The 26,560-nt window shown below is 39.4% G+C and carries 22 protein-coding genes, 1 pseudogene and 1 riboswitch; of the genes and pseudogenes, 11 read left to right on the top strand and 12 right to left on the bottom strand.

Features of this window, described 5'->3' with window-relative positions; translation table 11 throughout:
• Window positions 1-30: 30 nt before the first annotated feature.
• The 5 genes and pseudogenes from MHB41_RS18420 to MHB41_RS18400 all read left to right on the top strand — a co-directional run bounded on the left by MHB41_RS18420 (window position 31) and on the right by MHB41_RS18400 (window position 5,605).
• A complete protein-coding gene (locus tag MHB41_RS18420) occupies window positions 31-1,749 on the top strand; it encodes a T7SS effector LXG polymorphic toxin (protein WP_260983468.1) in 1,719 nt (572 codons plus the stop codon).
• Between the two features lie 10 nt (window positions 1,750-1,759).
• Complete coding sequence (locus tag MHB41_RS18415) at window positions 1,760-2,089, top strand: hypothetical protein (RefSeq protein WP_120208028.1); 330 nt, start codon at window positions 1,760-1,762, stop codon at window positions 2,087-2,089.
• Window positions 2,090-2,422: 333 nt separating this feature from the next.
• Window positions 2,423-2,962, top strand: a pseudogene (locus MHB41_RS18410) (DUF2247 family protein).
• A 21-nt stretch (window positions 2,963-2,983) separates the two neighbouring features.
• The gene (locus MHB41_RS18405) at window positions 2,984-3,649 is read left to right on the top strand and encodes a hypothetical protein (protein WP_254001507.1); all 666 of its coding nucleotides are present in this window, start codon (window positions 2,984-2,986) and stop codon (window positions 3,647-3,649) included.
• A 762-nt stretch (window positions 3,650-4,411) separates the two neighbouring features.
• Window positions 4,412-5,605, top strand: a complete 1,194-nt coding sequence (locus MHB41_RS18400; RefSeq protein WP_034281432.1) for an MFS transporter — start codon at window positions 4,412-4,414, stop codon at window positions 5,603-5,605.
• Between the two features lie 94 nt (window positions 5,606-5,699).
• On the opposite strand, the gene MHB41_RS18395 is transcribed toward MHB41_RS18400, so the two are convergent.
• The 3 genes from MHB41_RS18395 to MHB41_RS18385 form a co-directional block, all read right to left on the bottom strand.
• The gene (locus tag MHB41_RS18395; RefSeq protein ID WP_046312639.1) at window positions 5,700-6,602 is read right to left on the bottom strand and encodes a shikimate dehydrogenase; all 903 of its coding nucleotides are present in this window, start codon (window positions 6,600-6,602) and stop codon (window positions 5,700-5,702) included.
• Between the two features lie 18 nt (window positions 6,603-6,620).
• Window positions 6,621-7,802, bottom strand: coding sequence for an MFS transporter (locus MHB41_RS18390; protein ID WP_034281431.1), 1,182 nt, complete (start codon window positions 7,800-7,802; stop codon window positions 6,621-6,623).
• Window positions 7,803-8,249: 447 nt separating this feature from the next.
• Window positions 8,250-9,269 carry a LacI family DNA-binding transcriptional regulator gene (locus tag MHB41_RS18385; protein WP_101676620.1) on the bottom strand — a complete coding sequence of 340 codons (1,020 nt, stop codon included), beginning with the start codon at window positions 9,267-9,269 and terminating at the stop codon, window positions 8,250-8,252.
• A 263-nt stretch (window positions 9,270-9,532) separates the two neighbouring features.
• A riboswitch (glycine riboswitch) is annotated at window positions 9,533-9,612 on the top strand.
• A gap of 164 nt (window positions 9,613-9,776) precedes the next feature.
• On the opposite strand from MHB41_RS18385, the gene MHB41_RS18380 reads away from it, so the two are divergent.
• Window positions 9,777-11,123, top strand: coding sequence for an amino acid permease (locus tag MHB41_RS18380; RefSeq protein ID WP_041105802.1), 1,347 nt, complete (start codon window positions 9,777-9,779; stop codon window positions 11,121-11,123).
• A gap of 47 nt (window positions 11,124-11,170) precedes the next feature.
• Here MHB41_RS18380 and MHB41_RS18375 read toward each other — a convergent pair whose 3' ends face one another.
• Window positions 11,171-11,851, bottom strand: a complete 681-nt coding sequence (locus tag MHB41_RS18375; RefSeq protein ID WP_101676619.1) for a DUF3169 family protein — start codon at window positions 11,849-11,851, stop codon at window positions 11,171-11,173.
• On the bottom strand, window positions 11,848-12,054 hold the full coding sequence (locus tag MHB41_RS18370) for a helix-turn-helix transcriptional regulator (protein ID WP_003215336.1): 207 nt from the start codon (window positions 12,052-12,054) through the stop codon (window positions 11,848-11,850). Before MHB41_RS18370 ends, MHB41_RS18375 begins: the two co-directional genes overlap by 4 nt.
• A 170-nt stretch (window positions 12,055-12,224) precedes the next feature.
• Between MHB41_RS18370 and MHB41_RS18365 the strand changes: the two genes are divergently transcribed.
• Window positions 12,225-12,848: a CoA pyrophosphatase gene (locus MHB41_RS18365; RefSeq protein WP_046312645.1), complete on the top strand. Its 624-nt coding sequence runs from the start codon at window positions 12,225-12,227 to the stop codon at window positions 12,846-12,848.
• An 11-nt stretch (window positions 12,849-12,859) separates the two neighbouring features.
• On the opposite strand, the gene MHB41_RS18360 is transcribed toward MHB41_RS18365, so the two are convergent.
• The gene (locus MHB41_RS18360) at window positions 12,860-13,342 is read right to left on the bottom strand and encodes a DUF4188 domain-containing protein (RefSeq protein ID WP_061110314.1); all 483 of its coding nucleotides are present in this window, start codon (window positions 13,340-13,342) and stop codon (window positions 12,860-12,862) included.
• 4 nt (window positions 13,343-13,346) lie between these two features.
• On the bottom strand, window positions 13,347-13,898 hold the full coding sequence (locus MHB41_RS18355) for a PadR family transcriptional regulator (RefSeq protein ID WP_061110313.1): 552 nt from the start codon (window positions 13,896-13,898) through the stop codon (window positions 13,347-13,349).
• Between the two features lie 191 nt (window positions 13,899-14,089).
• Between MHB41_RS18355 and MHB41_RS18350 the strand changes: the two genes are divergently transcribed.
• The 4 genes from MHB41_RS18350 (at window position 14,090) to MHB41_RS18335 (ending at window position 19,530) form a co-directional block, all read left to right on the top strand.
• Window positions 14,090-14,992: a hypothetical protein gene (locus tag MHB41_RS18350; protein WP_120208007.1), complete on the top strand. Its 903-nt coding sequence runs from the start codon at window positions 14,090-14,092 to the stop codon at window positions 14,990-14,992.
• A 328-nt stretch (window positions 14,993-15,320) separates the two neighbouring features.
• Window positions 15,321-17,180, top strand: a complete 1,860-nt coding sequence (locus tag MHB41_RS18345; RefSeq protein ID WP_034281422.1) for a beta-glucoside-specific PTS transporter subunit IIABC — start codon at window positions 15,321-15,323, stop codon at window positions 17,178-17,180.
• A gap of 4 nt (window positions 17,181-17,184) precedes the next feature.
• Complete coding sequence (locus MHB41_RS18340) at window positions 17,185-18,651, top strand: glycoside hydrolase family 1 protein (protein ID WP_061110311.1); 1,467 nt, start codon at window positions 17,185-17,187, stop codon at window positions 18,649-18,651.
• Between the two features lie 30 nt (window positions 18,652-18,681).
• Window positions 18,682-19,530, top strand: a complete 849-nt coding sequence (locus MHB41_RS18335; protein WP_034281420.1) for a PRD domain-containing protein — start codon at window positions 18,682-18,684, stop codon at window positions 19,528-19,530.
• A 97-nt stretch (window positions 19,531-19,627) separates the two neighbouring features.
• On the opposite strand, the gene MHB41_RS18330 is transcribed toward MHB41_RS18335, so the two are convergent.
• The 5 genes from MHB41_RS18330 to MHB41_RS18310 form a co-directional block, all read right to left on the bottom strand.
• Complete coding sequence (locus MHB41_RS18330) at window positions 19,628-20,806, bottom strand: Rap family tetratricopeptide repeat protein (protein ID WP_101676617.1); 1,179 nt, start codon at window positions 20,804-20,806, stop codon at window positions 19,628-19,630.
• Between the two features lie 665 nt (window positions 20,807-21,471).
• A complete protein-coding gene (locus MHB41_RS18325) occupies window positions 21,472-22,233 on the bottom strand; it encodes an ABC transporter ATP-binding protein (RefSeq protein WP_034281417.1) in 762 nt (253 codons plus the stop codon).
• Between the two features lie 13 nt (window positions 22,234-22,246).
• Entirely contained in the window at window positions 22,247-24,574 is a 2,328-nt protein-coding gene (locus tag MHB41_RS18320; protein WP_268481252.1) for an ABC transporter permease, read from the bottom strand.
• Window positions 24,571-25,824, bottom strand: coding sequence for an MFS transporter (locus MHB41_RS18315; protein WP_268456230.1), 1,254 nt, complete (start codon window positions 25,822-25,824; stop codon window positions 24,571-24,573). Before MHB41_RS18315 ends, MHB41_RS18320 begins: the two co-directional genes overlap by 4 nt.
• Before the next feature lie 69 nt (window positions 25,825-25,893).
• Entirely contained in the window at window positions 25,894-26,544 is a 651-nt protein-coding gene (locus MHB41_RS18310) for a TetR/AcrR family transcriptional regulator (RefSeq protein WP_061110305.1), read from the bottom strand.
• Window positions 26,545-26,560: the final 16 nt, after the last annotated feature.

Here is a 26,560-nt window from a genome sequence, read left to right as displayed (position 1 = left end):
TATGATCAATAATGGAGGGAGTGACTTCTTCTGGGCAAGATACTTGATGCAAAAGCACTAACCAGTGCCATGGACACAAGGGCAAAACACTATCAGGAACTCCGCGAACAAATGATAGATTTAAAAAAGGCATTACAAGGTGTTGCCAACCTCGGAGATGACTTCACTGGGAAAGGTGCCGATAACATTAAAAGTTTCTATAAAGAGCTGTCTGGAAATGTAGACATGTTTATCAGCTTCATTGATAAGCAAAAAGCCTTTCATGAAGGTGTTTCTGGGACACTGGATGATACAAACTTTGGCGGCGATACCTTTGTAGAAGAACACTTTTTAGACAATGCGGTACATATGGGTATCAAGAATGCCAAAAGCATTGTGAAGGATCAAAAAAAGGCACTCAAAACCATTTTTCAAGACATTGATGACCTCATTTCCCTAGAGGTATTTGATAGCCAAACCTTTGATGAAAAAATAGAAGATGCGGAAGATGAACGAAAAAAGACGGTCAAAGATCTGAGAGAACTTGATCAAAATTTAAAAGATGAATATGCTTTGTCAGAGACGGAACAGCAAGCTACAATGGCATTGTATGCTGAAATGATGAATGCGACAAATGACGGAACAGCGATTTCACCTATGAATTTTGATAAGAAAGCGTATCAAAATAGCGACATCTACAAGGCAAAAAGCGATATTGAGAAGCAAACTTCTGAATATCTGAAAATCAAAAAAGAACAAGAAGAAGCCCGAAAGATTGCGAAGGAACAAGAAGCCCTCGCCAACCGCCCTTGGTATGAAAAAGCCCTCGATTATGGTGGAAACATCGTGAATGAACTGACCGGCGTGAACGATGCAAAACGTGCCGCAACAGGCGTTGATCCAATCACAGGCGAGGAACTCACCGCAGGACAGCGAGTCGCGGCAGGCGGCATGGCAGCGGCCGGCTACATCCCAATCGTCGGCTGGGCAGGCCGCATTTTCAAAGGCGGAAAAGCCGTCTATAAAACGACCCAAGCCACATCAGTTGCAGTCAGGGCAGTCGACATTTACAAGACATCACAAAAATCCTTTGACGCCTTAAAAACATCGCAAAAAGGACTATATGGCCTCACCGCCACCAACGGCTTCAGCGAAGCGATCACAGGCCGAGACATGTTTGGAAATAAGATCTCGAAAGAACAGCAGGAAGCAAGTATGAACGCGGCACTGGGGATGCTTTTGCCGATCGGGGTGAAAGGGTTTCATGGGAAGATGGGGGTGAAGGATAGTGCTGGTAAAGGTGGATTTAAACATAAGTATTCTGACAATAGCAAAAATCATCTAATACGGCCAGAAGGTGTTAGTAAGACAGGTGTAAGTGGTGGTCATAATGAAAAGGAATTTTTTAATTATTTAAATGAAAAGGAAATTCCCTATAAATTGGAGAGAAAAGAAAGCCATCCTTCGGTACATGGAATAAAAGATGTGTACTATAAAATAGCAAAACAAGAACGTGGTATGTATACAAAAGAATTTAAAGCATCTACTCATAAGAAGACTGTTTATGATGATAATGTATTTACTGATGAGCAAATTTATAAATATGGCCAAGAGGCAATGGAAAATGGTACTGAGTATGTAACTAGAGGCGGTCAACATGTAATACAAGGTACATCAAATGGTATAAAATTTGAAGGGTGGAAAAATCCAAAAACAGGGGAAATTGAAAGCTTGTACCCAGTATTAGAATGGAAGAAATATAGTAATTAGGAGGATCTTGATGTTAAAAAAAATGCAGCCGATTGTTCAAGACTTTTTTTCTTTTTTGAAGAATGATTTAGTTGAGGTGTTAGAGTGTTTGTCCCACAGAGAACCTTGGCAAGATCATATGATGGGATATGAACTTCCAGAGCATTCAGAGGATGTTGAATTTAATAATGGAGTAATGATATTTATGGACACAGCATCTTATCATGAAATTGTGATGGATAATCTAGATTTCTATAGTTGCTTAGAAGAGATTTGTATGGAGTATGTTGCTGAAACTCCAGAACAGAAGGCACAAGTTTATTTACTTTTGGACAAGGTAAAGACTACTTTAAATTTGTGAAAATTAAACCTAACTGAGTAAACCTTTAATACGAAGGTGATTACTTATATGAGGTATTCATTGAATTTAAGGAAGATCAAATTGATGATTTAGCAATAATACTACCAGAAGAAATAAGTATTTTTTATGCAAGATATTTCAACAATAGAAGAAGTAGATGAGTATATAAGATAAAGTATATGAAACCCTTGACATTTACCAGAAACACAGGAAGTTGAGGGGGAGAGATGAAAACCTTTAAAGTCAATTAATAAAATCATAATGTGTAATGTTAATGGGTAAAGCTTGGAGGAGACAATAGAGTTTGTCAAATCACAAAAGGTGTATTAAATTATGAATTTTTCATTAGAGCATTTAAAACATCACAAAATAAAAGTTAATTGGAAAACTATATATGTAGGAATTAGGCTAGATTTGATTTCATACAAAGAAATAAGCAAGTATGCTGTGGAATATTTATCTAATCATACTGAATGTGAAAATTCTTTAATCCTAGAATTAGCTTGGGGAGATGGCGACCCAGATGAGGATTAAAGAAAACTTCAAATGGTTTTGGTAGAATTATATAATGATTTGGTAGAAGAAGAATCCAGTCAATGGGACGTTGAAAAAAGGAAATGGAGATATGGTATAACGTCTCACTTAAAAGAAAAAAATAAGAATTCACCTGAAGAGTTGTTGGATGGGCTTTCTGAAGTATACGCAGATTTTGGCTATCCTGAGGATATGGAACCGTTTATTCATTATATGCCTTCTTCAGATGGTTATAATCCGTTACTGTATTCAAAAGAAGAGAATATAAATAGGTTAGTCTCTCTTTTTGAGGAGTTTTTACAAAAAGAAAAAGAAGTTGTTCAATTCGAGCAATTTTAATTACTGATCAAAAGATGCCTAATGAAATTAGAACTTGAATTCGAACAAGAAGTGACAAACTACTATAAGTGGTTAGATCAAAAAATAAATGAACTTAAACAGTTAAGTGTATATAGTATTAATGGTTATTACTTTTTAGATAATGGTGGAATTAAGACTTTTCAAAGTTATTGTCAAAATGAACTAATAGAAATTTTTAGCGATCAATTGACTAATTACCATTTTTATATCTTTCTGAGTAAGAAAGTAAGTGATGCACATTCGCGAATAGAGAGATTCCGAAAAGTATGGAAATCTATTGATTCAGACATAAATACTTCAGGTTTTGAAAAGGGGCCAGAATTACTTTTAGATGAACATGAAAAACATTTTTATGTCAGTGTGGCCAAGGTTCCTCAACATGATTTAGATAAAGCATTGCGAATAATGGATCAGTATCAATCTAGTTTCATGATTGCCAGTAGAAGGGATTCTATGCTCTCAGAGGAATCTATAAAGGATTTGTTTTACTCAGGATTGGATAAGAATAGTCATGAAATAGATTATCAAGCGCTTTTTTTGAAGTATGGTTTGAATAGTGAAATTATCTTTAGATGGGGATCTGTTCTAAATGAGGCCGAATTGGCAATGATTTTAAATCAAGATCATACCCAGAAAATACGGGAGCAAATACAAAGCCATTCATAGTATCTTCAAAATGATCCCGTAATATTTTAAACAATCACCATATTCGGGACTGATCCCCGATTTTTGAGAGACTGGGATCAAAACACCGTATGAAACAGCCAGTTGTCGAAACTCTTTCGAGGACTGGTTGTTTAATTTCTATAGAATTCGAATAGTGGTATATGGATTTTATAAAATCGCTGAGTAGTGTTTGTCAGAAGGTATTTGCTTTCCTTCAATCGAGAGAACATAAAATCCAAATACATGGAGAATACTATCGAGAGCATGAAATTGAAGCACTTAAAGTGAATGTGTATGAAGTCTTTATTCATTTAAATCACCTTCTTGAGCAAACAAAATTTTCAAGTGGGTATGGGGATTTTATTTTTGGAAGAATATTTCCGTTTTGGATTACGCATCGAGAGAACGGAATATTTTTATGAGCTAAGTATTTGGGGGCTGCGATGAACAGAATTGAGACATCATTTAAGGAGTGGAATGAACCACTCCTTTTTTCTATCGATGGTGTCATACGCTTGATCGATGAATTCCCTTCAAATTTAAGCAATTCACTATCTTTACCTTTCGCATTCGTATAAAATAAGAGCAGTGAAAAATTGAAGAAATGCTTGATACATGAAGGGCGTGTAAGCTGTGAGCTGCATGACATGATGAGATGTATGAACGTGAAGGCTGAAAAGCTGTTCTTCCTCACATATGAGATCTTGTAAGCGTAACCATTATTTGTCACTTCATTGCGATGGTGTTGAGGGGTGTGTCAGGATGAGGAATCCGTATGTGAGAACGGCTTCTAGTCTGTATATTAATTATTTTTTATTAGGTATGGTCAATATTATTTTGGCTTCAAATATGCCATTTTTAATCAAACAGTTAGATACCAATAGTGCGGGAATTAGTTATATGATATCGGCGCTTGGCATTGGCAGGGTGCTCACGTATGGTTTATCAGGCGTACTGTCAGATCGTTTTGGGCGAAAGCCGGTCATTTTGGTTTCTGGTGTGCTGATGGCGGTGTTCCTCATCGGAATCCCATTGTCTCCGAATTATCAAATCGCGTTTGCATTTGCGATTTTGGCAGGCGTCGCGAATTCGGCAATGGATGCAGGAACATATCCTGCGTTAATGGAGGCTTTTCCGCAAAACTCGGGATCTGCGAATGTGATGGTGAAGGCCTTTATCTCCATTGGGGCAACCATTTTGCCACTGGCGATTTTCTTTTTAGCAGAGCATGATTTGTTTTATGGAATTTCATTTTTTGTCCCTGCTCTGATCTATCTTGTGAATGTCTTGATGCTGTGGACCTTGCCATTTCCGAATCATCGTAAGGTGGAGCAAGTCCAGGTAACGGAGTATGACGGACTTCCGCGCTTCTCGACAGAGCCTACATTTTGGAGGGAAGGGATCGCACTCATTTTGATCAGCTTTACGTCAAATGGACTGTATGCGCTGCCGCAAATTTGGCTTCCTACGTACGGTGAGGCCATCTTGGGGATGGCATCGGGCAGTGCTGTAAAACTGCTCAGTTACTATAGCATGGGCGGGCTGCTGTCTGTCGTGATGCTCGCGTTTCTTTTGCGCCGTTTTGTCCGTCCGGTCACTGTACTACTGATCTATCCAATCATTACACTTGTTTCCATTTGTGTGCTCTTGGTCGTGAAATCCCCAGTTATAGGAACCGTCAATGCGTTTGTATTGGGATTTTCAACGGCAGGAGTTTTTCAGCTGACGTTAACTGTGATGGCTGAATTCTTCTGGAAAAACAAAGGGACGATGACAGGGATTATCTCTACAGCGGGCGGCGTGTCGGCTATCGTCATCCCGGTCGTAACAGGTTTAATTCAGAGTCACGCGTCCATTTTACAAATCTTTATGTTCGATGCAGTGGTGGCTGTTGCGGCCATTATCGGCGCACTGTATATCCTGTATCGATACCGTCAAATCATGATACATGATTAAAAAAAGACGACCTCCGCAGGAAGTCGTCTCAGCGTGTAGAGCTGAAAACAAAGGGCTAAAATGATGATCATTTTAGCCCTTTGTCTTTTTTATTTTAGAAACGGTCATTTTCAAAAAGAATTTGTTTTACTTGATCAACTGGCATATCTTCACCAGTAAAGAGTTTGTAAGCAAGTGCACCTTGCCACAGCATCATTCCAAGACCGTTAATGGTTTTGGCGCCAGCTTCCTGTGCTTGCGCAAGAAGCTTTGTTTTTTGCGGGTTGTATACGACATCTGTCACGATCAAATCTTCACGAAGTACATCAAGTGTATCATCGATAATGCTGAGTTGATCCAGTGGTTTCATGCCAAGGCTTGTCCCATTTGCCAGGATCGCACTTTCTGCTACTTCACGGCGGAACGCGTCTTTGTCTTCAAGTGGGAAAATGTTTGCTTTGACACCGAATGATTTCATTTCGTTGTTGATGTAATTTACATTTTCTTCTGCTTGAACAAAGTATTGATCATTACGAGCAAAAATACTAATTTCACGAATGCCGGACTGTGCAAGCTGAATCGCAATCGGAGTCGCAGCACCGCCAGAGCCAACGAGAGTGACCTTCTTACCAGCTAATTCAACACCATGTTCAATCAAATTTCTTACATATCCAAGACCATCTGTGTTGTAGCCGATGAGCTTACCATCCTTGTTCACTACAGTGTTACTTGCACGTGTATATCTTGCAGAATCATCTAGTACGTCTAAGTAATCCAATACTTTCATTTTGTTCGGCATAGAGACGTTAAATCCAGCTGCACCCATTGCTTTCATACCATTTACGGCTGCTTCTAGTTCATCATTCCCTACTTCAAATGCAAGGTAAGCATAGTTGAGACCTGTTAGTGTATAGCCAAGGTTATGCATACGTGGTGAAAGGCTGTGCCCGATTGGTGTAGCAAGAAGACCAACTAATTTTGTTTTCCCATCAATATTACGTTCATGTATGTTTGTCATGATTGACATCTCCTTTAATTATCTAAATAATTTTTTCATGCGTCCAAGAACAAAGACCGCTAGTAATATGCTAATAACTGCGATGATCATATCGAAAAATAACGTCATTTTAATATCGTACGTGCTGACCAATCCACTTGTAATGAGCGGCACGAGTATAAATGCTGAGCTTGCCGCAATGTTGACATAGGATGAAGCCGTTGCTTTGTTTGTCGGGAACAATTTCATCATAATACTCATCGCCAGCTGGAAGATTCCCGCTGTAAATAGTCCTAAGAAGAAGGTGCTGACAATGACAATGCTGTAAGTTTCAACTTGGAATAGTGCAAGCATCGCAAGGAACGCCCCAATTGGATAAATGATCGCGACCATAATCGGTGAAATGAATTTATCTAAGACGATCGAAAGCAATAGAACAGATACCAGTGCACCAATACTAAAATAAGATAGAAGCTGTGTAGCTTGTTCTGTGCCAAGTCCGATTAATTTTAACCCGAGCTGCGGAAGCCATGTCTGCCATACGACAAACAATGCAGTCGATGTGAATCCCATCAGTACAACAGCTAAACCTTCGCCAAGCATTTTTGGTTCTTCTTTCAGCTGGTCCTGTACTGGAAGAGCGTCTTGTGAAGAAACTTGCTTATGGTTCGGGAATGGCATAAAGAGTAAGTAAATCCCTACGAGTAAATAAAGAAGCCCTAGTCCAAAGAACGCCCAGCCCCAGAAGATGTCATGTGCCACTAGGAAGGCCAAGATAAATGGAAGAACAGTCGCCCCAATGGATACAGACGCTTTTACTAAAACAGAAGCCGAACTTGCTTTTTTCGGAAATGACTCTGACAAAGCAGGATAGGTTCCTGAATCAAGCAGTGAGTTGGCAATACCTGCTGATATCGCAAAGATAAATGCCAGTGTATAACTTGTTGTCGTTGGAATACCGATTAAGAATAATAAGTAAAGAAAATTTCCTGTAATAATGACAGGCTTACGTCCCCAGCTGTCGGCTAACCGGCCTGAGAAAAAGAGCGCAATGAGTTTACCAATTCCGATCGCCGATACAAGCAAGCTGATTTTCGGAATATCTACATGGTAGCGTTCAGATAAGCTGTCCATGTTGGAAGCTACAATAATATTGATCATGCCAAGCATGAAGTAGTTTAAATACATGCCAAGTGACGATTTTATATAAGGATTTTTCATGTTCCCACTCCTATATTTGAAACCCCATTTAAGGTCAAATTCTTTGTATACCCTTTGTTATTGTTTCCTTCAAAATGAATAATATGAAGCCCATCACAACACCCCTTATGTGATTGATGAAAAAATAATGAATATTCATCTGTTCTTCAATCAAGTACATCGTTCTACTAAAATGTAAAAAATAATAACAGCCTTGATTAGGAAGTGAAACTTCATGATTTGATCAGAATCATAAAAAACCACTTTTAACTGTTTTTTGATAGAAATGATGATATGACGAAATAGGTATAACGATATACTAAAAGAAGCAACGAGATAAATATACTCCTGCATTTTAAATGTGTCAAGTTTATGACTTTGTGATTTAAAAAAAGAAAAATGAAACAAAGAAATAGTTGACTTGATCAATAAAAAAAAGAGAATTGCTGCACACAATTCTCTTTTTCATCATGATGGAGAGGTTTCTCTAATATGAAGTAGAGGCTTTAAAATCAATCGCTGCAGCTCTTCATCCTGTTCGTTCATTTTATGATATAAAAGGTTCGCTGCTTTTACCCCGATGGATCGTGGGAAGGAGGAAACAGTGGTGAGCGGCGGATGATACATTTCTGCTTCAGGAACATTATCGAATCCAACGACATCGATATCTTCACCAGGCTTGATGCCCCGTGCTGACAGGGCTTGAATGACCCCAAAAGCGAATAAGTCACTAAAACAAAAAATAGCAGTAGGGGGCTCAGGCTGATCCATCACTTGGGCAAGTGCTTCTTTCCCGCCTTCACGAGTAGGTTCTATATCAATAATAAGAGAATCATCAATCGTCACATTTTCTTCGTCATGAGCTCTTTTGAAACCTTTCATCCGCTCAATCCAAGTCGAAGAAGTCTTGATGCCGCCTAAAAAAGCGATGCGGCGATGCCCTTTTTGAAGAAGATGATGAATCGCCATCCAAGTACCTTGTTCATAATCAACACCGACATAGTCACATTGCACATCTGATAATTCACGATTTGCCAGTACTTTTGGGGTGCGAATTTGATTTAATTGTTTGACCGTTCGAGCAGAGCTTTTCGAAGCTGGGTTTAAAATAATCCCGCCCACTCGGTGCTCTACCATGGTGGAAATGAGCCGCTCCTGTTTATCGACACTGTCAAAGGTCGTACCAAGTAAAACAGTATAGCCCAGTGACTCAAGCGTGGTTTGCACGCCAATTAAAAACTCCGAAATAAAGGTGTTAGAAATATCCGTCACAATCACACCCACGATATTTGAGCTTTTTGACCGCATGTTGGCAGCAACGCGGTCGTATACGTATCCTAATTCCTCCATGGATTGCAGTACTTTGTTTCGAGTGGCTTCAGAGATTCTAGGATTATTTCGAACAACGAGTGATGCCGTTGAAGTCGAGACACCGGCATGCTTGGCGACTTCCTGTAATGTGACACGCTGCTTGTTCATTTTTTTCATTTATCTTCACCAACTTCAATGGATTGCCTAACTTTGTTCATCATCAAGAGGGATTTCTCTATCAGACGAGCCGAACATCTTTTGATTTATTATACATGAATCAGGGGGGGTGATGAAGTGAAGACATATGAGTAACGCCGTAAATCATAAAAGATTACCATTGACAGCTTTCTGATTGAGGCGTAAAATATGAAATTATTCAGAAATAGCAACATTTTAATTAAATAACGAAGGCTATGAATGCTGTGGGTCACACTATAGCAGGAGCAGCTTCTGGAGAGACCGCATGTATGTGCGGCGCCGAAGGGTTCACAATCTCAGGCAAAAGGACAGAAGAGTACGAAATATTGTATTTGTGGTGCATGGATGATGCCGTGTATGACTTTTCTCTATTTTGCTATTCTTTTATGACCGTGAGATTGGAGCGCATCCAATCTCTTTTTTTATGGACTTTTTTAAAGGGTTCATTATTTCAGGATAAGATCGTGTCGTAGGAGGGTGTTAGCATTGGCACAACAAGAATTAAAACGTGATTTATCAAACCGTCATGTACAATTGATTGCCATTGGCGGAACCATTGGAACAGGACTGTTTTTAGGATCTGGAAAAGCTATTCAATTGGCAGGTCCTTCAATTATTTTTGCTTATTTAATTGTCGGGATGGCCATCTTTTTTGTCATGAGGGCACTCGGAGAATTGCTTTTATCGAAGGCAGGCTATCAGTCATTAACCGATATTGCGGAGGACTATCTCGGCCCGTGGGCTTCCTTTGTGACAGGGTGGACCTATTGGTTTTGCTGGATTATGACAGCGATGGCGGATGTCATTGCGGTCGGTGTGTACGTGCAGTATTGGTTTGACATCCCGCAGTGGATTCCTGCCATCATTTGTTTATTGATTTTACTAGGATTGAATCTATTAACGGTGAAGCTTTTCGGAGAAATGGAATTTTGGTTTGCACTCATTAAAGTAATTACGATTCTATTATTGATCGGGGTTGGAATTGTTCTTTTAATCATTGGTTTTCAAACAGATGCCGGACCGGTGACAGTAACGAATTTATGGTCTCATGGCGGGTTATTCCCGAATGGTGTCACAGGTTTCTTATTGTCATTCCAGATGGTGATTTTTGCGTATGTGGGAGTTGAACTGGTCGGTGTGTCCGCAGCAGAAACAGCCAATCCGCAAAAAAACATCCCTTCTGCGATTAATAAGATTCCATTAAGAATTCTATTTTTCTATGTGGGAGCGATCTTTGTCTTACTATGTATCAACCCATGGACTGAACTCAGCGCATCAGAAAGTCCTTTTGTGAAAACCTTTGGACTCATTGGGATACCAGTAGCAGCAGGGCTCATTAATTTTGTTGTGTTGACGTCTGCGGCATCAGCTTGTAATAGCGGCATGTTCTCGACGAGCCGTATTCTGTATAATCTTAGTCATCAAAAGCAGGGTCCAGCTTCCTTCGGACGTCTGAACAAGCATGCTGTCCCAAGCAATGCCCTGTTTGTTTCGACGATTGTGGTATCGGTTGGAGCTCTTTTAAGCAAGCTGATTCCCGAACAAGCCTTTGGTATTGTGACAACGATCAGTGCCATTTGTTTCATTTGGGTATGGAGTATTATTTTAATTAGCCATTTGAAATATAAAAAAACACGGCCTGAATTGCATGAAGCATCTACCTTTAAAGCACCTTTCACACCTTTTGTGAATATATGTGTTTTGGTTCTCTTCGCTGCGATTCTAGTGATCATGCTGTTTGCAGATGCAACACGCCCCGCGCTCTTATTAACGCCGGTCTGGTTTGGTTTCTTACTATTGATTTATGCACGAAAGAAACGCCGCGCGTCATAATGAACGGAAAAAGCACAGCCTTTGCATTAGGCTGTGCTTTTGTTCATTTAACGATTTCTAATCTTTAGCACATAATTTGCATTCAAAATGATCAAAACAACACCAATGACCATGATTGAGAAAAGCTGAGAGTGATTGGCTCCAAGGGAATACACAATCAAAATAAACATGGCGCCGGTCAATAGAACATTCATCATTTGATACGTGTGAAACAGTCCGCCAAGCATCACATGCTTTTCGCCTTCGTCTGAAATAGCGAGCAGCTTTTTACTATAATCTTTGTCAGATGGACTTGGCAGGTTGCGATTAGGGTAGACAAGCTTTAGAACAGATATCGCTATATATGAACTGATAATGGAGACAATAAATAAAGCAGCATTGACGAGAATCAACCAAATGGGCTGATCGGTGACGATCGCGATACCGATGGCAACAATGGAAAAAATGGTACTTACCGTATTGGCTAAAGTCAAATCAGTAAAGGTCCGATATTGTTTTGCCTCCAGTTCATCCTCTTCATCTCCAGAAACCGAAAGAGATACTCTTTTTTTCATACGTGAAATCCCTGAAAAACAATAAATAATCAATAAAATCGTCAATCCACTGATGACAAGAGTGGCTTCAAATGCAACATCAAGAAGTGTCATTTCAAATTCGGCTGCCAGCAGACAGTAAGCGCCGAGAAAGCCAAGGAGAGCACCTAAGAGCATTTTGTATACAGTTTTCATGAGAGTTCATCCTCCTCGAATAGAAAAATACGTTCAATGGGTTCCTGAAAAATTCGTGAAAGCTTAACAGCGAGCAATAGAGACGGCATTAACTCATCTCGTTCCATTAAGCTGATGGTTTGACGAGAGACCTTTGCACGCTTTGCAAGTTCAGTTTGGTTTAAACCATCTCGCGCACGAAGCTCTTTTAACCGATTTTTCATTCTGTCACCTCAATTTTGGTTGAAATCTTTCCTTGATTGTAAAGCATTATATTCATTTTGACAAGTAAAGTTGTCAAAATGATAAAAATAATTGTCAGAAAGATCATCTTTATTGAAAAGGTGAACCATGATACGCTAAAGGAAAGAGAAACAGAAAACAGGTGATGTCCGTGTTCATTGATCAATTAAAAAATGACTTACATCAATCACAACCGTTGTTCATTGGAGAAGAGACAGCGTTCAAAGCAGCAGTCCTTATCCCTTTGGTGCAAGTAAATGGAGATTGGCATATATTATTTGAGGTCCGATCGTTGACCATGAGAAAACAGCCGGGGGATATTAGCTTTCCTGGGGGCAAGCTTGACGGCAGCGAAACTGCACAGGAAGCTGCACTGCGAGAAACACATGAAGAGCTGGGCATTCCGCCAGAATCGGTCGAGATCCTTGGACAGCTCAGTCCTTATATCGCTTCTCCATCTTTTGTGGTATACCCATATGTCGGTATCATTGATGAGCAAAAAGTGAAACACTCCTTTAATCAAGAAGAAGTAGAGGAGACTTTTACCGTGCCTCTATCATGGCTCAGCCAATATGAGCCATACTTACATCATGTATCCGTTCAGCCAACACCAGGAGAGGACTTCCCTTATGAAAAAATCATGAATGGTGAAAAATACAGCTGGGGAAGCCGTTCGATTGAGGAATGGTTTTATGATTACGAAAACTACACCATATGGGGATTAACAGCCCGCATATTAAAGCATTTTGTGACCGTTACAAAAAGAAATTCCTAGAGAATCGCTCTCTAGGAATTTGTTGTATTCAGACGGTCCTTCGCTGTTTGTTGACCTTTACTTATTGAAATAGGGGATTTTGCTTGGCTCAGTCCGTAGGAAGGCATGTTCACGTAGATGGATTCATACGAGCCGGCTTGAATTTGGTACGTTTCATGATAAATTCCGACGGCGTCATTATTTCGTGTTCTTTGGTTAAATTCTTTCCAAGCAGCCAAATGCTTCTCCATCTTGGCATAGGCAAGGAGGTCATCTGTTGATTTCCAATATTGAATCATCGCTGTCGTGCGTAATCCAAAGTAATTCTCTGTCCCAAGAAAGCCAAGCTCATCTTGATGGGTATACAGCTCCTTGATCATGCCAGGCATCGCCATGAACACAGGCAGCCATTGATGAATGGCCCAGCGTTTGTTGATCCTCATTCCGATGATGAACACAACAATCGAATCAGAATTGTCCGTTGTAAATCTACCCGCACGTATGTCTTTTTTCATTCATTTACCCTTCCTTCTTCATCGAATGGAATGTGTCCACGCACCAATCAATTCCTGCTTGAGCCACTCTTTTTCCATAATCTAAAGTAAACAGCCAATACTTCGCATCCGCTTCATCTGGATAAAGCTCTTGAATGTTTTGTTCAATTGAAACATAAGTTTCATAACGAATACGAAGCTGCCGCTCATAATCCTGTAAAAGCACTAGTTTCTTCTCAAACGAAAGATATTGACCAAAGAATAACTTTAATAACACCTCATTACGCTCTGTTGGTAACTGATCGAGCGGCTGCGCCAGCCACTCTCTTAACGTATTCAGTCCTTTTTCAGTCAAATGATATTCCCGCTTGTCTGAGCGGCCAGAAGCAGCAGCAGGTGAAACTTCCGCAAGGCCTTCCTCGACTATTAACTTTAAAGCTGGATAAATTTGTCCATAACTGATTTTCCAAAAATGATGCAGGCTTCTATCAATTAATTGCTTCACTTCATACCCTGACTTACAATCAGTCGTTAAAATACCTAAAATCGCATACGTCGTATCATTGTATTTTTTCATATCAGCACACCTATCTAAGTGATATATCTTTTAGATATATAATAAATGATGTGAAGTGGCAGATACAAGGGGTTGTTGAAAAATAAATTCGATAAAGGGAGTGGATATTTACCTGATTTTGCTAATCAGAGAGGTGAATCACTCATATATATGGATGATCTTTCATCAGATTATATATTGGAGGGGTACGTATGAGTAAATCGAAAATCTGGTTTGTGGCTGTCCTGACGGTATTAGTCCTTGGTGCAGTCAGCTGGTCAGCCTATCAAGCAATCGGAAAAAAGAGTGCATTGAATCAATCCTACGCCTTTGCGCAGAAAACAAAAGAGGGCGTGAATTGGTTTAAGGTAACGGAGAGAAAAGGGAAAGTAACCGGTCACTTGAATGAAACCATTTTAGAAGAAAGTCCGGAAATGCATTTTGATCCGAATTTATTTAAACATAAATATCAATTAACTGGAAAAGCAATTGAAAACGGTTATGAATTTGAAGTGAAGCGAGGAAAAGATTCGGTGATGTATGAAGTACATGTTGCTGGAAAAGATCTCTCTGTGAAAAAACAAGGTGAAAACAAAAGCATCACATACAAAGCAGTTGATCAAAAAAAATTAAATGCGTATCAAAAAGCCATTCAAGATCGATATGATGAGTTAATTGATGACTCAGAAACTAGATTTTATGATTATTTAAGAGACTACATCAAGAAAGTAACAGGTGCTTATGGTTATCTGTATACTGCGGAGGATGGTACATACCAACTATTTCTACAAGTAAAGCACATGCATATTGAGTCTGAATGGTCAGGGGCCTTTCTAATGAGAACAGTTCCAGGGGATGGTGGTGAACCTTATAAAGAGACGAAACATAAAGCGGGTGGTGTTTCTGATGGAATCATGTTTGATATCAGTACCTATCCTCAAATCGAAGAGCACAAAACTGGTATTATCGTAGGTTCAACGAATCGAGGTGCAAAATCAATAAAACTTCCTCTGAAAATAGCAGGCGGCATCGTAGAATTTAAACCAGTCTCAAAGCAGGAATATCAAAAACAATCTGAAGCATTTAAAAAGCAGGCAGAAGAAAAGAAAAAATAGATGATGATAACCAGATGAATGAATAAATTTATCTGGTTTTTTATAATGAAGATAGTTATTGGTGAAAAAAAGAGAGGAAGGCAAACGCTTCAACTAATTAAGGAAAATGAATTTGGGTCTATAGACCTTAATAATTTTTAGAAAAATAAATGTTGACGCTTTCATATAATCAATATATACTAAAAACAAATCCAATATGAATAAATTAGACATGTGACTGGTCATGCAGGCAGGATCTAAAAACGATGAATTTCTTTTATTTGTCGTTTTAGGTCCTTTTTTTATTGCCAAAATATAGGTCTCGTGTATGAGAAAAGGGGGAGAAAAAATGGATTACACACAAGTTGCCAAAGACGTTTTACAGCATATAGGCGGCAAAGAAAACATTGCGCACCTTGAGCACTGTTCAACAAGACTTCGCTTCACGCTAATTGATCAGAAAAAAGCAGATGTACCAGCACTAGAAAAAACACCCGGTGTCATAGCTGTCAGAATGTCAGGACAATGCCAAGTGGTGATTGGGAATGACGTCATTGAAGTGTATCAAAAGGTAACAAGTTTAATAGGCAGCAGCTCATCAAGCCAAGACGTGCCATCCAATCAGCCAAAAGAAAAGAGAAAAGCAGGCACAGTCCTGTTAGATTTTATTGTCGGTGTCTTCCAGCCTCTTGTACCAGCTATCGCAGGCGGAGGAATTTTAAAATCATTTCTTCTCCTTTTCTCTTTATTAGGCTGGATGGATGCAAAGGGACAAACCTATCAAATACTGAACATGGTAGGTGATGCACCACTTTACTTTCTGCCTTTATTAGTTGCTGTAACGACGGCGAATAAACTAAAAGTAAACCCACTGGTCGCATTATCAGCAGTCGGTGCGCTCCTTCTGCCGAACATGACAGCAATGCTTACAGAAGGTGCACAATTACTGTCATTCGATGTAAAAAATATAGCTTATGCGTATCAAGTGTTTCCGGCAATCCTTTCTGTATTGCTTTACGCGCAAATGGAAAAATTCTTTACGCGGTTTTCACCAAAACCAATTCGGATTTTCTTCGTTCCGATGATGTCATTGGTCATTACTGTACCAGTTACGTTACTTCTGTTAGGACCGATTGGTTTTACAGCGGGGCAAGGCTTTTCATCTATTATTCTTGCGATGTTTAATACGGTAGGCTGGGTAGCTGTCGCAATTTTAGCAGCGGTCCTCCCATTCATGGTTGCTTCAGGCATGCACAAAGCAATGGTCCCTTATGCAGTCACAACGATGGGAACCCTTGGGAAAGAAGCGCTTTATTTACCGGCATCACTTGCGCATAATATTGCGGAAAGTGGAGCGTGTTTTGCTGTGGCACTACGCACAAAAGACAAGGTACTCAGATCAACAGCCATTTCGGCAGGGATTTCAGCCTTTTTTGGTATCACAGAGCCGGCGTTATATGGTGTGACACTTCAAAATAAGCGAGTCCTTGGAAGTGTTATGATTGGTTCGTTTGTTGGCGGAATTTTCATTGGTTTAGTTGGAATACAAGCCTTTGTGCTTGTTGGCCCAGGATTAGCAAGCATGTCGATGTTTATATCAGATGAACTTCCGCGAAATCTGATGTTTGCTATCATTGGAGCAGTCATTTCATTTATTGTCGCATTTATCGCTGCTTTTGTATTAGGTAAAGATCGAACAGTAGAAGAAAAGACAAAGGACCAAGCTGCATTTGCTGAACAAATTGGAGCAGGAGAAACTTTCAAAAGCCCTGTGATTGGTCAAATGATCTCTCTATCTGAAGTAAAAGATGATATTTTTTCTTCAAAGGTCATGGGGGACGGAATTGCCATTGTACCTTCAAAAGGAGCACTTTATGCACCAGTAGATGGTGAGGTGACCTTGCTGTTCGAAACAAACCATGCGCTTGGTATGAAAACGGACCAAGGGGTTGAAGTATTATTCCACATCGGCATTGACACTGTTCAGTTGGAAGGACAGTATTTCTATCCAAAAGTGCAGGCAGGAGATCGTGTTCAAGCAGGTGATTTATTGATTGAATTTGATCTAGAAAAAATCATGGAAGCAGGATATGATCCAGTAACACTTGCTGTAATCACAAATACAGATCAATATGATATTAAGGTACAGCCATTACAAGAGGTCAATCGTCAAGATACATTGATGGTTGTTACACAATTAGGAGGCTAATCATATGACAAAAATCAAAGGTTTTCCAAAAGGATTTTTATGGGGCGGTGCCATTGCGGCTAACCAGGCAGAAGGCGCCTGGAATATAGATGGAAAGGGACCGTCTGTTGCAGATATTGCAATGTACCGTTCCAACTTGAGTGTAGAAGATTATGAAGGTCATCTTGCTGTTACCACTGAAAATATAGATCGTGCAATGAAAGATCCAGACGATAAAAAATATCCAAAACGCAGAGGTATCGATTTCTATCATCACTATAAAGAGGATTTGGCTCTCTTTGCAGAAATGGGATTTCAAACACTTCGGATTTCTATTGCATGGAGTCGTATCTTCCCTACTGGAGAAGAAGCGGAACCGAATGAAAAAGGGCTGCAATTTTATGATCGTGTCTTTGCAGAAATGAAAAAACACAACATAGAACCGATCGTGACTCTCTCTCATTATGAAATGCCTTTAGCGCTTAGTGTGAAATATAATGGCTGGGTTGAAAGAAAAGTCGTTGATCTCTTTGTGAAGTTCGCCAATGTATGTTTTGAACGATATAAACATGATGTGAAATATTGGCTCACCTTTAATGAAATTGATAGTATTCACCGCCACTCTTTCATTACAGCAGGAATTATTCCTGATCGCTGCCCAGAAGGAAAAGTGGAAGAAACGGTGTACCAAGCACTTCATCATCAATTTGTCGCATCTGCTCTCGTAACAGCAGATTGCCATCGCATCATCCCAGGCAGCCAGGTAGGATGTATGCTGACAAAATTGACAACGTATCCGCATACGTGCCACCCGAATGATGTGGAACAAGCTTTGAAACAAAACTTAGAAAACTATTTCTATGCAGATGTTCAGGTGTTTGGCGAGTATCCGCCACTGATCAAGCGCATGCTTGAGAGAAAAGATATTCATATTCAAATGGAAGCAGATGACCTTACCATTTTAAAAGAAAACACAGTAGATTTTATCTCATTTAGCTACTATATGTCTTTAACGGAGTCAGCCCAAGAAGGATTAGAAGAGACAGAAGGGAACACAATTCGCGGGGTTAAAAACCCTTATCTTCCTTCAACTGACTGGGGCTGGCAAATTGATCCGGTTGGTCTGAAAATTTCTTTGATCGAATTGTATGATCGTTATCAAAAACCTCTTATCATTGTCGAGAACGGCATGGGTGCAAAGGATGTAGTTGAAAGTGATGGCTCTATCCATGACGACTATCGTATTAACTATTTTAAAGAGCATTTCCGTCAAATGAGAGAAGCGATTGAAGAAGGCGTCGATCTCTTTGGATATACGAGCTGGGGCTCGATTGATATTATTAGTGCAGGTACATCACAAATGTCAAAACGCTATGGCTTCATTCACGTCGATCAAGATGATGACGGGAACGGGACATTAAAACGATCTCGAAAAGATTCATTTTATTGGTACCAAAAAGTCATTGAGACAAATGGTGAATCGCTTGATTGAACACCACAATCATGAAAACAGGTGATGACGATGTTTAAAATCAAAAAAGTTTTAAACTCGAGTGTGGTCCTGGCTGAAGATCAGAACCAACAGGAGATGGTATTGTTCGGCCGAGGAATTGGCTATGGACAGAAACCAGGTCAAATGATAGAAGAGAAAAAAGCGGACCAAGTCTTTATGTCAGTTGATAACATGAGAGCAAAAGAATTTCTTCAACTGTTAGATTCAATGCCTCAGGAGTTTATCGATTTAACTCAGCACATCGTCCAATACGCAGAAAAACGTTTAAACTCAACTTTAAATTCAGGTGTTTATTTTACCTTAATGGATCATTTGAATTTTGCAGTGGAACGTCATAAAAAGAATATTAATATTACGAATCGCGTGTATTGGGAAATCAAAAACTACTATACGGAAGAATTTGAAGTAGGGAATTACGCACTTGAGTTAGTCAATGACACATTGGGCATACAATTACCAAAAGAAGAAGCTGCTAATATCGCCTTTCACTTAATTAATGCATTAGGTGAAAAATCCGATTCGAAAGATGGTATGAAATATGCCAAGATGATCGGGAGTATTGTCAATCTTGTGCGCTATACATTGAATATGAAAATGGATCAAGAGAATATTCATTACAGCCGGTTCATTACACATGTGAAATTCTTTGTAGAAAGATTTTATGCTGATAAATTATTATCAGATCAAGAAAATGAGTTGTTTGAACAAATTGCACACTTATATCCTCAAGCGATGGATGTTGCTTTTAAGATCAAAGACTATATTAAACAGGTGCATAGTATCGTCATTCCTAATGATGAGCTTACTTATCTTGCGGTACATATACACCGCCTCATATCTTATCAGCAACTAAAATAAATGTTGAACCACTTGCCTTGATGAGGCGAGTGGTTCTTTGTATGACCAATGTTTATATTAAGTTCCGATAGGTCGTTCTGTTGTATCAGGATTTTCATCATTTAATGAATTGAAAGCCCCTGTTTGTCCTAAAACAACGATGGTCAAAGCGATAATCAATAAACTCATTTTTTTCATTAGAATTCCCCCAGTCAATGATAGGATGTTTCATGCGATCAGCTTCCTTTAAGAAGAGATAGGCTTGATGAATTGCTCCCAGCTCTTCAAAGTGTTTTGCAGCTAATGCACTTAATTCACAGGCTCCTTCAGCATCCTTTAATTTTTTAAGAATGCTGATTTCATCGAAACAGGCTTGAGCTTTTTGAGCCATATCTTCAGTGAAATATAGATGGTAAAGCAAATTCATTTTTGCTGTATAGATGGGACACTTCTCTGATTCATGTTTTTGATTCACCAATTCGAAGTAATAGAGAGCTTGTGTCCTTTCATCGATAGAAAGCAGCTCTTTCATTAACATGTACATGGAGTGATGAAAGTAACACGAAGAGAGATAGTCTTCATCACTAAGAGCCTTTTCTAGGGCATCGATACATTTTTTTGATTCGCCAGCTTCGGCGTACAAAATGCTGATATTATGATAAAGCTGTGATGTTAGAAAATGATCGTTGAGACTGTCTGCGATGTGTAATGCTTTTTTGTAGTAGTCTTCTGCTCTTATAAAGTCACCAATGTCCATATAATTAGCAGCGGCGATGACAAAGGCTGCAGCTAGTCTTCTCTCATATCCTTCATGACTTTTGAAAATATCAATAGCATTCTGAATGTAGTGTAGAGAAATCAGGCTTTGACGAAGCAGCATATATAAGTTGGCGATTTTCGTATGGAATTCTGCTACTTCTATTTCGTCAGGAATGTGTTGTAGTTTTTTCTCGGCAATTTTAAACAGTCCAATGGCTGATGCATAGTCTCTTTTATATGAAGCGTAAAGGGCTTTGTATAGGTAAAAATAGTATTCAATTAAGTCGTTTGTTTTAGAGGGGCAATCTGGTTCTGTCTGTTCCTTCAGTTTTGTACCTCTTCGTTCATATAACATGAGCTTATACTTGCCTTCTAGCAATGAGTAATAGGTCAAGACCTCCTGATTCTCTTCCATTTTTTGAAGTAATTCTTTTAATTCTGTATACATTGCTTTTGCAATGTGTACATCATGCTTGCGAATTGCAATTCTCCAATCATTTAATCGATTCCCCACCTGTTCAGCAGAAATGATAGCCATGGAAATTTCACCTCTTTAAGATCCTTTCACCTGTTTCATAAAAAACGATATCACAATTTTTGGAAAAATATAATCGTTTCTGTGAAGTGATTGACAAGAGGTAATAAAAGGGACCTAAGGTCATGTGATGTACGATATTGTAAGGGTAATTGCTTGTTAGCACAAATGAATAAAATCTCTTTTTGGAAGTCTAAAAAAGGAATATATACAATGGATTTTATGATAATGAACGAAAATATCACTCGTATATTTGGAATAAAGAGGTTTTAGCTATTTCAGAGGGAAAATGGAAGGTCGATCTAGGAAAGAAAATCATGTATGATGTTGCTAGATCTTGAGATAAGAAACTGATAGTTTCAGCCAAAAGTAAGTATTAAACACAAACTTAGACCTTTAGAAAGGATGTTGAAATGAAAAAAAGATTTCCAAGTTTAAATAGACAAATCACAGTCATTATCGCGACTCTGTTACTTGTTTTAGTGACTGTTTATATGTCAAAGAGATACTTTTATAGCAAAGAAATTGAGCTGCTGACAGAATCTTGTCAACAAGCTGGCGGCAAAATCATCTTAGAAACAAATAGTTTGTCTATGGATTACTCGTTTGAGTGCCAAAAAAAATAGAACAGGCAGTTTCCTGCCTGTTTGTTCAAATTTGTTCTCAAATTAAAAACCTAAATCTTGCAGCCATTGATTTAATCTCATTTCTCGGTTCTCGGCAGTTGAGTGATCATATCTTCCTAGTTGTAAACTGGCTACAATTTCCCCGTCATTCATAAACATAATTCTTTCAGAACGAAGAGCCACCTTGGGGTCATGTGTGACAAGCAGCAGTGTTGCTCCTTCAGCGTGGATTCTTGAAAAAATATTCATCACTTCTTTTGTTGTACTGGAATTAAGAGCACCTGTTGGTTCATCAGCGAAAAGTATGTCTGGTTCATTCATGAGCGCTCGGCAGATAGCGGCTCTTTGAAGCTGTCCTCCCGATACTTCTGTCAAATATCTATTTGCCAAATGATCAATATCGAGTTTTTTCATTAAATATTGAGCTCGTTCATTCAATTCTTGTCTTGGCTTTTTCTTTGCTAAATAAGCTGCAGCTATGATGTTGTCAAATAAATTAAGATTTTTTAATAAGTGGCTGTGCTGAAAGACAAACCCCATCTCTGTTAAGCGCAGAGCAGTTAACTGTTTGTCTGTCATTTCTGATAGTGATCGGCCTTTATATTCGATCTCTCCTGTTGAAGCTGTTTCTATGCCGCTAAGCTGATAAAGTAATGATGTTTTCCCGCATCCAGAAGGTCCCATAATGGTCACGAATTCCCCATGCTTTATCGATAAATGAATATCCTTAAGAATGGTTTGTTTTTGTCCTTTTAATGAATTGATATGCAAAGACAATCGCTTCGTTTCAATCAAGTGTTCCATGTGAAACATCTCCTTATAAAAGTGTTTGCCTTGTCGTTTGACTAGAAAAAAACGTCTTCAATAACCAGGTGGTCAAAGCTAAATTGACAATAAATAGTGTAACGGGGTACACAACTGACACCCATTGTGGTGACAGCCACTGGAGGCTCGACGCCCCTAATGTTGCTCCTCCTATACTCATCAAAGCAGGACCAATGGTATTGACCGCGATTGTTCCAATAAAGGCGCCAAAAGAAAGAACAGCGATAAAACTCGTTATATATTGTACTGTTATATCTGTTATAGAAAATCCAATTGTTCTTAGCATGTGGTTTCGGCTTAAATCTTTCGCCTTTAACATGTGCAGAAACATGAATAGCATTAAGCTGGCGGTTCCAAAGGCAGCTAATGCAGAAAAAAATGCAATAACTTTTACAATAGCTGCTGTGCTGCCGATCGTTTGATGAACGTATTCTTTCATATCTGTCACTTTTGCAGGAGATACCTTCTTTTCAAATACTTTCTTTTTCTCTGCGATATTTACTCCTGGTTTTAGTTGGATTTGAACGGTTTGCCAAAGAGCTGTTTGAGGAAATGGCTGTGATATTGCTTTTGCTGTTTTGCCTCCATTGGTCACGTCCTGATAAATACCTGTTACCGTTCTTTGGATTTCATGCCCATTAGTTACGAGAGTGATTCTTTCTCCTATCTTTTTCTGAAGTGAATCTGCATTTAATACGGATAAGGCAATTTCTTCATTCTTTAAAGGCTGTCGTCCTTGTAAATAGTTGAGGGGAAATGCTGAGAGCTCACCTGTTTCTAAGTAGAGCGTTTCTAATGTGTTCTCCTTTGATTTCACCTGAAGAGAAGTAGTTTTATAGATGGCTGCTGTTTGTATGCTCTGATCTTCACGAATCATTGATTCTATTTCGTTTGTATTTTTCGCTAGATGATTCCCTTGGCGTATATCCATTCGAAGGTCACTTTTACCAGAGCCAAGGTATGTGATGAAATCCGGTGATTGTAAGGTATGCCATAGCTGAATAGGCATGAGCATTAAAAATGGACAGAGTGCAATAATACAAGAAATCGTTGTGTACAGCTTCTTTCGTGATATCAGATCTTTTAAACCCAGCCAAATATTGATTGGTATGAACCTGCTTTTCTTGAGGTGCATAGGTATTTTTTTCTTATGATTCGGTGAATTGATAACGCCTTGAAGTGCTTGAGCAGCTGATATTTGACCAAACTTTCTTAGGACAGCATAGCTGCAAGAGATGACGATCATTGCCGTCGCAATAGAAACAAAAAGCGGGATTAACCAATGAGCAAAAGAAGGCTGATTCCCCATGTAACGGTGGATATTGGTTGTAAACATATCACCAAATATAAGCGTTAACACATATCCTGCTATACACCCTGCACAAGCAAGCACGGCATACTTTCCAACGTATAATTGCTTGATTTTTGTTAAAGGGATCCCAAGCACCTTCAGTATGCCAATTTCACGTTCATCCTCTTCTATTGAAGCCGTCATAGCAAGATGGAGTGAGAGAAGGGCTATACTGATGAGCAGCAGGCAAACAAGCAGGAGAATGGCAATGACCATTCCATCTGTCAATGCATTCAGCATACGCAGTAAAGGTAGTGTGACAGATGGACCTTGTTGTGGCAGTTGTGATGATTGATAGATGGCTTGAAAGGTATCTGTCTGAGCGACATCATGTAGTAAAAATTCGATTAAGTACTCTTTGTGATGAAACACTTGATTTATTGCATCCCAATCCTCGTTATGAAGAAGAAATCTTTTTGAACTGACAAGACTGGGGTTCATTTGTGCATCTCGCAAGAACGCTTTGATGCGAAAGGTGAATTGATTAGCTCCTTTCTCAATCAGTAACGTTTCACCTATGTTGAGCTGATACTTTTGTTGAAAATAAATTGGGACAGCCACTTCTCCTTTATTGACAGTGAGCTTTTCGTTTTGTTCATTTAAAAGAAAATCAAAGTTGCGATTTTGCTTCACAAATAAATGATCCATCACACCTGCTTTGGCAGGCTCATGTCCGAACCTGATGTTTGCATGTTCAATTGGTATCATTGGGACGATTTGATGGGCTTTTACCATGGACTGCTTGCTTGAAAATGCTTCAATGTCTTTTTCATTTATGCCGCCGTCATGCATTTGGACAAAGTCTGGCGCTTTGGCAGAATGGAGCATGTTAGAAATGGAACCATTCAGCTGTACGATCATTTGAGCTGCACTTGTTGCGAGAAATGAAGTCATCATGATGCAAATGGTTAAGCCGATTGAAATAAGACGGTGACGGGTTAAGTCTTTCTTTATAAACGCTAATCTCATGAGGCTGATTCTCCTTCATGCTGAAGCATATTTTTTGTTAAGCAGGCTAGTGCAAACATGAAAGTACTGACGATGAGCACCGTCACATACATGGTGGCTGAAAACGTATTGAACAAGAATCCATACATCATTTGGCCAAGCGGAGCAGCACATTGAGAAACCATTGTCAGATTGGCCATCACTTTTCCCAACTGATGATTTGGTGTTTTCTTTTGAACATGTGAAATCACAACGATTGAGATCATAGTCAGCAGCATAGCAATTGGAAGGCATCCTGCTAAAAAGAGAAAATAAGCTGGATAAGTGCCAAATTGAAGAGCTGTTTTGGATGTTGAGAACGCCACAGGCAGCAAGATGACTGCGATGACAAGAAGCCAGCGATATAAAGTAGGAATGCGCCATCGCTTCGCTACAAGTCCAACTAGCAGAGCCCCTGCGATGACAGCGAACTCAATCAAGCCCATGCCTATTCCATACATGATGTCACTGCTCTTCATTGTGACCCTTAAAATGATTGGTCCCCCAACAATAAAAAATGGTGTAAGGATGAAATTTAACATTGCGGCAAGCAGCATGGCCCTTTTTAAAAATGGCCGTCTGCCAATATAAGGAAATCCTTGTTTCATATCTTTTATGAGCACTTTGCCCATAGACTCTGTCAGCGGACTAGGGGAGAAGGAAATGTTTAACCTTAAAAGCATGCAGGCTGATAGAAAAAATACGATGGCACTTGCACCGATGATGGATTGGCTTCCAATCATTCCGTATAGAACTCCTCCGATAATAGGTGCGAGAACACCTGAAAGTGCCTGAACGCCATTGACAATGCCGTTTGCTTGTTCTAATTGCTCTTGTTTCACTAGCTGTGGAATGCTGGACATGACAGCGGGAGCATAGAACGTACTCATCACGCCAAGCAGTATCATGACAGCTCCGATCATATAGAGTGAATCATTTCCCGAAAATAACCAAAAATAAAAGGCAAGAATCATCATGCCGGTGAGGACATCAAATAAAATCATTAAGTTCCTTCTGTTAAACCGGTCAGCGATTGCACCAGCTAACGGGGAGAGAAGGAGCGGGATATTGGATAAAGCGAAAAGTAAGGCATATAAATCAACTCGGTGCGTCATATCCAGTACGTGTAAAGATAGAACAAACCGAATGAGAGAAGATCCGAAAACGGAAATAATCTGTCCGAGAACGAGGTAGATAAAGTGGGATGACCCTCTTTTGGATAACAAAGACATGAATATCACACTCCTTTTAGACCGACCGTCAGTCTATAATGTATGCAGGATTGGTATTGAAGTGACCAATCACTGATTATTTTCATCCAGCTCTCCAGATAATCGCTTGAGCAGGAAGGAAAAACTTCCCTTTTTTGCATGCAATGAGGATTCGAGTATTTCGATAAAAGCTAAAGCGCGTTGTAGACTTTCTTCGGCTGTCCATTGAAAAAGGCCTTCATCAAATATGACCTGCGCAGAAGCAAGAAGGAATTCAACCGTCTCTTGCGGATACTTCGTTTTGAATGTCCCTTCCTCTACACCTTGCTGAATAACATCTGCCAACACTGGTGATAGTTCTTTAATGGCTTTGATTAAGCTTTTTTGATGCATTTCTGCATTAGAAGGCTGATGGAACTGATCGATCATGCCCTGTTTATGGCTTCCTTGCTGAGGTGATTGCGCCATGATGATACGAAATAGTTTGTCAACGACTGGAAGGTCTGGGTCAGCTGCAATCCGCTTTGCCACGATGATATCTTCTTTGATGATCCTGTCAATAATGGCATCCATTACTTCTTCTTTGGATGCAAAGTAGTAGTAAAAGGTGCCTTTTGCAATGCCAACGGCTTTTAATATGTCAATAATTGTTGTTTTCTGATAGCCTTTGGTTGAAAAAAGCGCTTCTGCTGCGTTTAATATGTCATTTTTACGTTCCTCAGGATGTTTAACGGTTCTCATAAAGCCATCCTTTCTT

The organism is Bacillus sp. FSL H7-0578, assembly GCF_038630855.1.
Taxonomy (GTDB): domain Bacteria; phylum Bacillota; class Bacilli; order Bacillales; family Bacillaceae; genus Bacillus; species Bacillus safensis.
The sequence above is the reverse complement of the archived record's forward strand: the minus strand, read 5'-3'. Positions and strand labels throughout refer to the sequence as shown.